This window comes from Deltaproteobacteria bacterium (assembly GCA_020845895.1).
In the GTDB taxonomy this organism is placed as follows: Bacteria; Lernaellota; Lernaellaia; order JACKCT01; family JACKCT01; genus JADLEX01.
Genome location: JADLEX010000056.1, coordinates 64833 through 76625 on the forward strand (window position 1 = coordinate 64833; position 11793 = coordinate 76625).

General features: G+C 66.1%; 8 protein-coding genes. 5 read left to right on the forward strand and 3 right to left on the reverse strand.

Features of this window, described 5'->3' with window-relative positions; genetic code table 11:
• The first annotated feature begins 2 nt into the window (after positions 1-2).
• The 5 genes from IT350_07595 (at position 3) to IT350_07615 (ending at position 7657) form a co-directional block, all read left to right on the forward strand.
• Positions 3-881 carry a 4-hydroxy-tetrahydrodipicolinate synthase gene (locus tag IT350_07595; GenBank protein MCC6157901.1) on the forward strand — a complete coding sequence of 293 codons (879 nt, stop codon included), beginning with the start codon at positions 3-5 and terminating at the stop codon, positions 879-881.
• Between the two features lie 24 nt (positions 882-905).
• On the forward strand, positions 906-1547 hold the full coding sequence (locus IT350_07600) for a MarC family protein (GenBank protein ID MCC6157902.1): 642 nt from the start codon (positions 906-908) through the stop codon (positions 1545-1547).
• Between the two features lie 139 nt (positions 1548-1686).
• Positions 1687-3054, forward strand: coding sequence for a chromate efflux transporter (gene chrA / locus IT350_07605; GenBank protein ID MCC6157903.1), 1368 nt, complete (start codon positions 1687-1689; stop codon positions 3052-3054).
• A gap of 116 nt (positions 3055-3170) precedes the next feature.
• Entirely contained in the window at positions 3171-5423 is a 2253-nt protein-coding gene (locus tag IT350_07610) for a PKD domain-containing protein (protein MCC6157904.1), read from the forward strand.
• 2 nt (positions 5424-5425) lie between these two features.
• Positions 5426-7657 (forward strand): hypothetical protein, encoded by a 2232-nt coding sequence (locus IT350_07615; protein MCC6157905.1) that lies wholly within the window; start codon positions 5426-5428, stop codon positions 7655-7657.
• A gap of 24 nt (positions 7658-7681) precedes the next feature.
• Here IT350_07615 and IT350_07620 read toward each other — a convergent pair whose 3' ends face one another.
• The 3 genes from IT350_07620 to IT350_07630 all read right to left on the reverse strand — a co-directional run.
• On the reverse strand, positions 7682-8788 hold the full coding sequence (locus IT350_07620; protein MCC6157906.1) for a glycosyltransferase: 1107 nt from the start codon (positions 8786-8788) through the stop codon (positions 7682-7684).
• Between the two features lie 97 nt (positions 8789-8885).
• Complete coding sequence (locus tag IT350_07625; GenBank protein MCC6157907.1) at positions 8886-9584, reverse strand: hypothetical protein; 699 nt, start codon at positions 9582-9584, stop codon at positions 8886-8888.
• Between the two features lie 25 nt (positions 9585-9609).
• Positions 9610-11793: hypothetical protein (locus IT350_07630; protein MCC6157908.1), on the reverse strand; the 2184-nt coding region annotated here is incomplete at its 5' end.

Below are 11793 nucleotides of genomic sequence, written 5' to 3' on the forward strand. Positions count from 1 at the left end.
CCATGCAGTTTTCGGGAGTCATCACCGCGCTCGCCACGCCGTTTCGCGACGGAAAACTCGACCTCGCCGCGCTGGAAAAGTGCGTCGAACGGCAGATCGCCGGGGGCGTTCATGCCCTCGTCGCGTGCGGATGTACGGGCGAGGCCGCGACCATGAGCGCCGACGAGGACCGCACGGTCTGGCGCACGGTGAAGGAGGTCGCGCGCGGGCGCGTGCCCGTCATCGCCGGAGCCGGGTCGAACTCCACCTCGACCGCGCTGGAGCACGCGCTGGAGGCGCAGGCCGACGGCTGCGACGCGGTCATGCTGATCACGCCCTACTACAACCAGCCCACGCAGGAAGGTCTGTATCGACACTACCGGACCATCGCCGACGGGCTGCGCGTGCCGGTGATGCTCTACAACGTGCCCGGGCGGACGGCGTGCCATATCGAGGCCGAGACCGTGGCGCGGCTCGCGAAGGACTGCGCCAACATCGTGGGACTCAAGGAGGCGTCGGGCACCGTGGCCGCGAGCGCGTGGGCGATCAAGCTGTGCCCGCCGGGTTTCGCGGTGCTCTCGGGCGATGATCCGCTCTTCCTGCCGCTCGCGGGCATCGGCGTGCGCGGCGTGGTGTCGGTGGCGTCCAACGTCGCCCCCGCGCCGATGGTGGAGATGTGGAACAAGTACGTTTCCGGCGATCGCGACGGCGCGGCGGAGGTCTATTACCGGCTGCTTGGTCTCTTCAAGGCGCTCTTCATCGAGACCAACCCGATTCCGGTCAAGGCGGCGCTCGCGATGATGGGTCTCATCGCCGACGAGCTGCGACTGCCCATGGTGCCCATGACCGACGCCGCGCGCCCCAAGCTGCGCGCCGAGCTCGAGGCGCTGGGGCTCGTGTAAGCGAGTCGCGGCGGCCAACCGACCATGCACGATTTGTTGCTCGCATACGTGAAGGCGGTGCTGGCGGTCTTCGTCATCCTCAGCCCGTTTTCCAACATCCCCATCGTCGTCAGCCTGACCGACGGGATGGACGCCGCGCGCAGCAACCGCATCGTCGCCCGCGCGCATCTGGTGGCGCTGGGGGTGTGCGTCGCGTTCGGCCTGGCGGGCGAGCTGATCTTTCAGTTCTTCAACATCACGATCGGCGCGTTCCGCATCGCGGGCGGTATCTTGCTGTTCGTCATGAGCCAGTCGATGCTCTACGGCGAATCGCCGCGCCAGAAGATTTCGCCTAAGGATGAAGCCGAGGCCCGCGCCAAGGCCGACGTCGCGATCACGCCCCTCGGCACCCCAATGATCGCCGGCCCCGGCACGATCGCCACCGTGATGAGCCTGATGGATCAGTCGCGCGGCTGGGCGGAAAAGTCGCTCACGCTCGCCGCGCTGCCCGCCGCGGTTTTCGCGAGCTGGCTGCTCGTGCGTTTCGGCGCGCCGCTCACGGTCAAGCTCGGCCCGATGGGTCTGCGCGTGCTCACGCGCATGATGGGCCTCATCCTCGCCGTCATCGCCGTGCAGTTCGTCATCAACGGCGCGCACGACGCCCTGCCGCAAATTCTGGGCAAGTAGCGGTCGGGGTTGATCGCGCCAAAGACCGTGCCGATCATGGAAACTTCCGCGCATCGTCTGTAAAACAGCTTCTCGAACCCAAGTTCGCACCCCGGTTCTTTTCGGCGTGCCCCGCGACGCCCCCGGAGCCCCGTTGCCCCTGATCCCGAGGAATTCGCCGATTCCGTTTCGCGAAGCCGTGCGCGCGTGGATAACGATCGCGCTCAACAGCTTCGGCGGCCCCGCCGCGCAGATCGCGGTCATGCACCGGGTGCTGGTGGACGAGCGCAAGTGGATCGGCGAGACGCGGTTTCTGCACGCGCTCAACTACTGCATGCTGCTTCCGGGACCCGAGGCCATGCAGCTCGTCACCTACATGGGCTGGCTGTTGCACGGCTACGCGGGCGGACTCGTCGCCGGCACGCTCTTCGTGCTGCCCGGCTTCGTCGCGATCCTCGCGCTCTCTTCGTTGTACGTCGCGGCCGCCCACGTCAGCCTGGTCGCCGGTCTTTTCGTCGGTCTCAAGGCCGCCGTGCTCGCGGTGGTGGTCCAGGCCGTCTGGCGCGTCGGAAAGCGGGTGCTCAAACATCCATTCCTCATGTGTCTCGCCGTCGCGGCGTTCGTCGCGCTCTTCGTGTTCCACGTTCCATTTCCCTACGTGATTTTGACGGCGGGGATCGTGGGATTCTTCGGGTCGAAGCTCGCCCCGGGCGTGTTTTCGCGGGGAACCGGGCACGGTTCCGCCGGGGATTCCGACGCGCTCGCGGACCGGCTCCTGGAAAACCATGCCGCGCCGCACATGCGTCCCCGGCCCTCGCGCGATCTCGCCGTGGCCTTCGTTTTGGCACTGCTGTGGGTCGCGCCGGTCTTGGCGTTTCGCGCGGCGGGGGCCGACTGGGATGTCTTCTTCCGGCAGGGCGTGCTGTTCTCCAAAGCCGCCGTGCTGACCTTCGGCGGGGCCTACTCGGTGCTGCCCTATGTCTCGCAGCAAGCCGTCGAGGTGTACGGCTGGCTGACGCCGGGGGAGATGATGGACGGTCTCGGCATGGCCGAAACCACCCCGGGCCCGCTCATCCAGGTCGTGCAGTTCGTCGGCGCGATCGGCGCGTGGCGCAACCCCGGCATCCTCGCGCCGTGGCTCGCGCTGCTGGTCGGTTCTTGGATGACCGTGTGGGTGACGTATACGCCGTGTTTTCTGTGGATTCTCGCCGGCGCGCCGTACGTGGAGGCCGTGCGCGGGCGAAAGGCGCTCGCCGGCGCGCTCACGGCCATCACCGCCGCGGTGGTCGGCGTGATCGCGAATCTCGCCGTGTGGTTCGCGCTGCACGTGATCTTCGCATCCGTGTCCGATGTGAGCGGTCCGTTGGGAGTGCGTCTCGCTCTGCCGGATTGGGACAGCGTTCAGTTCGTTCCGCTGGTTCTCGCCGTCGGCGCGTTCGTCGCGCTCACGCGCCACGGGGCGGGAATGATCCGCACCATCGTCGCGTGCGCCGCGCTCGGACTCGTCGCGCATCTCGTCGCGGGGTGAGCGACCGTTCCGGTCGAATCGCGACACCGAAGACGCATTCTGTCACACACTGTCACTTGACAGTCGGTGCCACGGGAGAGACATTCGTCCGGGCGGTTTCGCGCCGGGAGCGTGCCATGTTTTCGCGCGTTGGATGTTGGGTGTTCCTGGTCGCGGCGGCGGTCGCGTTCGGCGGGTGTTGGGGCGGAGATGACGATTCGCCTTCGTCGGATTCCGGCGTAACGGACGACGATGACGGCGATGACGACGCGGCGGGCGACGATACGTCGGACGACGACGCCGATGATGATGCGGCGGATGATGACAGCGCTCCGGACGATGACGTGGACGACGACTCGGACGACGATGCGGACGACGACGATACGGGTCCCGACTGGAGCCGCGAACCCCTCGCGGTGCTCGCGTGCGATCCCGCATTCGCCGATCCCGGCGAGGTCATCGACTTCGACGGCGCGGCGTCTTCAGATCCGAACGGACTCGCGCTGACCTACGCGCTCGACTTCGGCGACGGCGAGATCGCTGATGTCGCGAGCGCGACGCACGCCTACGCGAACGCGGGCGTCTACCGCGCCACGCTCACCGTCACCAACGCCGAGGGATTCGCCGACGCGTCGAGCTGCGTGGTGCAGGTGGGCGAGTTCCCGACGGCGGTGGGGACGCTCGACGGGATCGATTTCCATCCGAATTACTTCCGCACCGAAATCATCGAAACGGGAGCGCCCCCCTTCGGCGGCGGCTTGGTGTACGGATTCTTCACGTCGCCGGGCGCCGCGACCGCCGACACGATCCTCGTGAACGGACAGAACGGCCATCCCGACGACACGCACGTCGAGTGGTGCGAGATCGTCGACGCCGACCTGCTGCCCGCGGGCGTGGGTGCGGTGCAGTGCCACTCGTACGACGACGCGTTTTTGCCGGGCGAAGACGTGAACCTCGTCGTGAAGGCGGGCACCGAAACGCTCTGGTCGTTCAACGGCCCGATCCCCGCGCCGACGCTCTCGCCGACGTTCATCACGGCGAATGTCGCGGGCGACGAGCTGTTGATCTACGCGCGCAACGATGCCGACGAAGCCGTGGAATTGACGGGGCTCGCGGTCGACGGGTTGGACGTTTCCGATTTCGTGGCGATCGAGTCGGAGACGCTTGCGCCGGGCGGGACGGGGCTCATCCGAGTGCCGCGCGCCGAGGGCATCGATTACGGAATGTTTCACGTCTTCACGGTGCTGGGCGAAACGGGGCGCGCGCCGGTGTCGGGCACGCGCTTCCACCGCGTGTTTCCGCCGATCTTCCCGCTCGGCAACTGGGACGGAAGCTCGGACGAGATCTACGACAACGCCGACAACCGGGCCGAACAGCTCGACTACGGCATCGACATGCATATCTACGGCCCGTCGGGCGACAACCATCCCGACGACGTGGTGCCGCTCGCCGAGAACGAGGGCGTTTACCTGTTTACGCACGAGGGCGGCACGAACGCCCTCTACGAAGAATACATCGCGAACTGGGGCGACAGCCCGGCGATCGCGGCGAACGCGGTCTTCGGCGAACCCGATCTGAACGGCGAGGCGATCGATTCGCTCGCCGAAATGCAGTTGCAGCGAGACCTATGGGGCACCAAGAAACCCCAGTGGGGCTACAACGCCTGCGCGCACCGCTGGCCCGCGTTTCAGGCGCTTCCCGACATCGGCGGTATGGACCACTACTGCGTGTTCGCGCCGAAGTGCAACACGAACTGGCCGCCGTATCTGTGGGATCACCTCTGGTTCCTCGGCTACTACGCCGAGTCGGCGAAGATCAACTCCGAACCCAAACCGGTCTGGGATTGGACGCAGGCCAACAACTGGGGCGACCTGTACTTCTTCAACCGTTGCCTCACCGACGAGGAGATTCGCGCCCAGTGGTACGTGGTGCTCGGCCGTGGGGTGAAGGGTCTGTTGTGGTTCCGCTTCTCGAAGGAATGGATGGAGACGTGCCCGGAGCCGCTGCCGGAGATGAAGCGTCTCGCGCGCGAGCTCGACACCGTGGAGCCGTTCGCGCTTGAAGGGGAGTGGATGACGCCGGGGCTCTATGCCACGACGCCCGACTCGACCATCGACACGCAGGCGACGTTCGGCCCGCGCGGCGCGCTGATCGTGCTCACGAATTTTCACTACGACCTCAACCTCATCGCGCCTTGGATCTGGCACGAGAAGATCAACATCCCCATCGACGTGTATCCGCCCGGCGGATTCGAGCCCGCGCGGTTTCAGCTCGTGGCGAACGAAGACCTGATCGACCTCGCGTGGGCGAAGATCGACGAGGGGCACTGGCGCGTCATGCTGCCGTCGCTCACGGTCGCCGAGATGATTCTCGTGACACCGGAGCCGTGAAGATGAACAGGAACCACTCCCGCGCACTCGCGCTCCTGGCATTGGCGATTGCGTGCGCCGCTCCCGCGTTCGCACAGGTCGGGACGCTCGAACCGACGCTCGAACTGATCGATGTGAACGGCATCGTGGTGCCGTATCAGTCGGGTGCGCCGCTCCCCGATTTCGAGCCGCAGCAGCGGCCGACGGTGAACCTCGCGGGAACGTGGAAGAAAGAGCGTGTGACGCCGGGCGACCACTTTCTTTCGTTCGAGGCGCGCACCGAAGGCGTCATCGAGCAGATCGAGATCGAGGGCGGCGGGCGCCACGCGGCGAACTATGACGACGGAGCGTGGGACGACAAGGAGCTTCCCGGCGTCGAGGACGAAATGCCCGGCGACGAGGCGAGCCCGCCCGAACCCTGGCACAGCGCCATCTGGTATCGGCGCAACGTGGATGTCCCGGCGGACTGGGCGGGGCGCGCGAACCGGCTCGTGCTGTTTTCCTCGAACTACATCACCGACATCTGGATCAACGGCGAGTGGGTCGGCGTTCACGAGGGGGGCTACACGCCGTTTTCCATCGACGTCGGCGCAGCGCTCGTGCCCGGCGCGGCGAACACCATCGCCATCCGTGTCGACCATCCCTTCCCGGGCCTTCGCGCCGGCATGGTGCCGTCGTGGTTTCTCGCCGACTGGTGGGACTACGCGGGCGTCGTGCACGATCTCTATCTCGAATCCGCGCCCGCCGTTCACGTGGTGCGCGCCAATGTGATCCCGCTGGACGACAACGGCCACGTGCGCGTCGATCTCGTCGTGCAAAACGCGTCCGCCGACGCTGCCGCGTTCACCGCGCGCCTACGCGTCTTCCATGCTGATCCCGATGCGCCCGGCTACCTGACCGATCCCGCGCCCGCGTCGATCGTCGGCGCCGAAACGTCGGTCGAGGGTTGCCCCGACGCGTACCTCGTGCTCCAACCGGGCGCGGTCGCGGCAACGAGCCGCACGTTCCGCATCCGCGCGCCGCGTCGGTGGACGCCGCGCGAGCCGAACCTCTACGTGCTGCAAACCGCTCTCGACGCGCCCGGCGAAGACGTCCATCATACGCAGTTCGGTCTGCGCACGCTGGGCCGCGAAAACGGCAAGATGCTGGTGAACGGCCGCGTGGCGTTTCTGCCCGGCGTGGCGCGCCACGAGGAATGGCCCGACACGGGGCGCACGGCGACCTGGGACCGCATCCGTGCGGACCTCGAGACCGTGCAGGATCTGAATGCGCTCTTTTTACGCAGCGGCCACTACCCCAACCACCTGCATACGTATCTGCTCACGGACCGCTTGGGGCTCGGCGTGATGACCGAGCTGCCCGTGTATTGGAGCTTCGCGTGGAACTGGAAGGTGCAGCGGGAGCGCCACGTCGCGCTTCAGATGTTCCGCGAAATGTTGTTCTCCAATTACAATCGCCCGTCGATTCTGCTGTGGGGCACGAACAACGAGCCGTTCTACTTCTTCAATGGCGGGCTCGGCGCGTATGACGAGGAGATCCGCAACGACTACGACCGCTATGCCGACGGGCGGCTGCTCACGCAGTCCCTCGCCGCGGGCGCGACCTGGGGCAACACCGCGCCCAGCACGCGTTTCATGGATGTGGTGGGTTGGACGCTCTACTACGGGGTCTTCTACGGCGACGACGCGCTGGCCGACACGTCGGCGTTCCTCGACGACTTCCACGCGAAGTTCCCCGAGCACCCCGTCATCGCCACCGAATATGGTATCTGGTCCGAGGCCGACGACTCGCAGGAGGCGAATCAGCTCGCGGTGTTCGAGGACACGTGGGCCGCGTTCGCCGAGCTCGGCGCGCTCGACGCGGACGGCAATGTGAATGAAGACGGACTGATCGCCGGGGCCTCGTGGTGGTGCGTCTTCAACTGGTTCACCAAGAACGGCCTGCCCGATTTTGTCGCGCCCTACATCAACTCGATGGGGCTCATCCACATGGACCGCGTGGACTGGAAGGACGCGGCGTTCGCGCTCGCCGATGCCTACGAACCGTACTTCGATTTCGGCGGACTCGGACCCGAACCCGACACCTACGTGACTGAGGACGAGGGCGAGCCGGGCACCGACTGCGCGCCGGATACGGATGACGACGACACCGGCGACGATGACAACGCGCCCGGAGACGACGACGCGGCGGACGACGACATCGCTGAAGAGGGCGACGAGGGCGACGGATACACCGGCGGCGGATGCGGCTGCTGACGATTCGCTTCGCGGGAATTTGATTCAGCGCGCGGCGGTGCGTTCGGCGATTTCGCGCAGCTTTCGCACCGCGACGTCGGCGGCGAAGTTCTGCCGGGAGTGGCCCTTCAGCGCGTCGCACGGAATTACGCCCGGATCTCGCACGTAGTCCAGGATGCGCAGACCCAGATCGGGGTCCTTCGCCGCCGTGACGCGCCCGCGCAGGTCGTGCGGGCCGAGATCGATCCACGGCGAACGATCGAGCAGAAACACGGGCTTGCCGTGCGCGGCGGCGTCGAGCACCGCGAGCGGAATCTCCGCGTCCTGCGCATGGCGCTCGTAGGGCAGAAAGAGCGCGTCCGCGAGATCCCACAATTCGCGAGCCGGTTCGTCGTCGAACAGCACGCTCGTCTGCATGCAAAACGCGGCGAGATGCCGTTTATAGAACGCCTCGGCCGTGGCTCGGCACGTTCCGGTACGCACGCGTACCCGGAGAAGGAAGTGCAACCGGCGTTCGGCGAGCAGTAGGTAGGGCACGATTCGCGCGAGGTGATCGAGCACATTCCCGCGCTCGATCGGACCGTCGAACAGCAGATGGAACGCCCCGGGTTGCAGCCCGAGGCGCGCCAAAGTTTCGGCTCGCGGCGAGGCATCCGCGTCCGGCACGACCGGCGGCGGCATGCGAAACGCCGCGATTCCCGGGGCGTGAACACGCACGCGGTCGAGGGCGTCGAGTGTCTCGACCACCACGGCGTGCGCGAAGAGTCGCCGCGCGAGACTGCCCGACGTCGTCGGGATGAACGCGATGCGCTGCGTGAAACGCACGCGGGGCATGAAGCGTCGGGCGGTGCGCAGAAGGCGGCAGATCGCGGGTCCGGGCGTCTCGTGAAAATGCACGAGTTCGATGCGTTCGCGATGACGCCAGAGGAATCGCACAAGGCGCGCGTACCACCGCGTGGCGCCGAGAAAGCCGAGGCCATCGGCGACGCCTGATCGCAAGATCACCCCGTCGGTGTACAGTGCGATTTCGCCTGACGCGCCGTTCGTCAGCGGAGCGAGGCGGTCGATCGGCGGTTCGGCGCAATCGGGGCCGGCGGGGCCCGCCACGAGCAGGACGCGCGGCGTTCCGGAGATGGGCAAGGTGCTGTTCATGTTTCGTGGATCGTGACGCATCCGCGTTCCGGCGACGCCCACGATGGCGCGAAGTGGCGTTCGACGTCAATCCGTCGCGGAGAAGCGGGTGCGGCGGTCACTCGCCGCAGCTTTTCTCGTCGTCCTCGTCGTCGGCGGGGGGCGGAACGAGGCCCTGGTCGTCGTCGTCGTCCACGCTCGGCGACGGGCCGTCGTCGTCATCGTCGTCCTCGTCGTCGTCGGGATACCAGTCGTCGTCATCCCCGTTGTCGTCGTCCGAATCATCGTCCGAGTCGTCGTCATCGTCGTCCGCGTCGCCGAAGTAGGCGAGCCCCTCGGCGGTGGCCGACGTGTCGGATTCGACCATCCACACGAAGCCGTCGGACAGGATTTCGTCCGTGATCGCGGTGAACGTGAAATCGAGGTGTTCGCCCTCCTCGATGTCGCCGCCCTGCAGGAGATTGTCGGTGAGGAACCGCCACGTGATGAACCCGACGCCCGCGTTGTCGGCGTACTCCGCGGTCCACACACCACCCGATTCCGGGTGCAGCGGATCGGGCGATGACAGGTCGACCGAGAGCACGGCATAGAGCATCGAGGGCATGTGGATCTCGAAGCGGCGGATGCGCTCGGCCTCGGGCGCTTCCCACGTCTCGTTCGTCACGCGCACGTGAAAATCCGTCGCGACCTCGGGATACACCGTTCCCATAGAAACGAAATCGACATCGGCGCGGAACTCGTCGCTCGCGAGCGCGCCGCCCGCCGCGACGAGGGCCGCGGCGATCACGGTCGCCGCAAACCAACCGAATCTCTTCATGGCCGTCCTCCGCATATCGGACCTCTCACGGGATCTGCGTCAGATCCGTGAAGAAGCCGAGAAAATCGTCGTAGGTGCCGCCCACCGAGGTTTCGACGATTTCGATCGCGAGCCCCGAAAACGTGGGGATCGGAAATTCGCCGATCAGATCGGTGAGCAGCGGGAGCACGATCTCGATGACCTGGGGGATCAGGTCTTCGAGCAATTCGTTCGGGAAGTAGATGAAGTCCTCATCGTACACATCGATCACGACGAGCGGGTCGCCGAATCCAAGCGACAGCATCTGCGAGTCGGTGTCGATGCCGACGGTGAGCGGAATGCGCAGCGCCACGGCCACGCCCAGGATCGACTGGGGATCACCGACCTCCGGACGCACCACCATGTCGAGCAGCAGGTCGCCCATCTGCAATTCGAGGCCGAGCGCGTCGCGCGTGCCCGACGTGTAGTTGACGACGGGCGGAAGCTGCGGATCGAGCACGAAGTCGATGGGCGCGTCGGGGTCGTCGGGGAACATGTCGTCGAGATCCGGCACGAGGAGCTGGATGAGCGGATTGTCGATGCGCAGGTCCCACGTGCCACCCTGTTCCTGCGTGTAGTCCATGACGCTGAAGTTCATGATGCCCGCGCGGAAGAACTGGTAGAGCGCGCGGTTGATGTAGTCGTCGCCGACGGCCAGGCCGAATCCGTATTGCAGGTTGCCGTCCCAGGACTGCGTGTCGAGGTCGGGCGCGAGCCCCGGCGTCAGCAGGCTGCCGCACGTCGTCAGGTTCGAGTAGCACGACTCCTTGTTGTTCGGGTCGTCGGGCGCGTTTTTGGTGACGTTTCCGCCCAGCCAGATCGTCGCGCCGGTCGGTTCGAAATCGATGGTCTCGAAATCGAGCCCGAAGGTGAACGTCACGTCGAGCAGATCGACGGGGAAGCTCAGGTCGAGATCGCCGAGGAGTTCCTCGATGATCTGCGGCAATTCGTTCTCCAACAGGTCGCCGACGAGTTGCCCCACGAGCGTCTTGATGAGCGCCTCGATCGAAAGCGGAAAGCCGTTGAGCGACACGTCGAGCTGCGTGTCGTTGAGCGTGAAGCCGTCGACGCTCACCACGAGCTCGCCCGCGACGACATCGATGAGCACCGAGATGTCCGCGCCGATCTGTCCGGTGATGTCGATGTCGAAGTGCTGCGCGGGCTGACCCGTCGTGATGACGATGTCCGCGCCGAGCACGATGTCGATGTCCGGCAGCGTCGCGGAGATCGCGAGCAGGCCGAACTCGGGTTCGAGCGTGATCTGCGGCGTGCCGAACTCGATCTGCGAGAAATCGGCGTACACGTAGCCCGACTGGCCCGGCGTGCCCATTTCGAGCGGCAATGTTCCGTCGTCGTAGAGCTGCTGGATGATCTCGTTGATGTCGAACGCCGTGAGCAGATCCGCGGCGAGCAGCTCGATCTGGTTGAAGCCCTGGTCGTTGATGCGCGCGCCGATGATGCTTTCGACGCGGTCGTCCACGTCGAGCAGGTTGCCGCGGATCACCGAGATCGACGCGTTCGACGTGTTGCCGAAGGCATCCTCGACCTCGGCGACGATGATGTTCAGGCCGTATTCGAGCTGCACCACGTGGCTGAACACGCCGCCCGAGAACGACTGCGGCTGCTCGCCGTTGATCGTGAACGAGGCGACCGAGCTTTCGTTTTCGATCACCTGCCCCTGCACGGAAACGCCGGTGGAGTTCGTGACCGTGCCGCGGTCGGGCGCGGTCCACACGATGCGCGGATCGCGGTTGTCGTTCACCTGAACGTTCACCTCGTCGTACAGGAACGTGTACTGCGCCTTCACGACGAAGGGATCGACGCGCGCCTTGTCGAAGGTGATCGTGTCGCCGACGACCGACACGCCGGTGTTCGGCGTGACCGAGAGCGTCGCGGTCGAACCGTCGATCGCGTTGCCGTAGATGTCCTCGACGTCGGCGTCCCAGGTGACCGACTGCCCCGCGTTGATCGTCGTGCGCGAAAGCGTCAGGTCCACGGCGGCGGCCGGACCCGGCGTGACGTCGCACGCCTTAGTCTGGTTCACGGCGGGGAACCCCTGCACGGTCCCCTTGATGTCGTGGTCGCCGGTCTTCGTCATGGTGATGACGTTGTTGGTCACCGTCACCCCCGCGCCGGGGGTCACGGTGTACGCCACGACGAATCCGTCGAGCGGCTCGTTGTCGGCGTTGAA

Excerpts from the sequence above, each read along its gene's own strand:
- IT350_07620 (MCC6157906.1), bottom strand. The coding sequence starts at position 8,788 with ATGAACAGCACCTTGCCCATCTCCGGAACGCCGCGCGTCCTGCTCGTG.
- IT350_07615 (MCC6157905.1), top strand. The coding sequence starts at position 5,426 with ATGAACAGGAACCACTCCCGCGCACTCGCGCTCCTGGCATTGGCGATT.
- IT350_07600 (MCC6157902.1), top strand. The coding sequence starts at position 906 with ATGCACGATTTGTTGCTCGCATACGTGAAGGCGGTGCTGGCGGTCTTC.
- IT350_07625 (MCC6157907.1), bottom strand. The coding sequence starts at position 9,584 with ATGAAGAGATTCGGTTGGTTTGCGGCGACCGTGATCGCCGCGGCCCTC.
- IT350_07595 (MCC6157901.1), top strand. The coding sequence starts at position 3 with ATGCAGTTTTCGGGAGTCATCACCGCGCTCGCCACGCCGTTTCGCGAC.
- IT350_07610 (MCC6157904.1), top strand. The coding sequence starts at position 3,171 with ATGTTTTCGCGCGTTGGATGTTGGGTGTTCCTGGTCGCGGCGGCGGTC.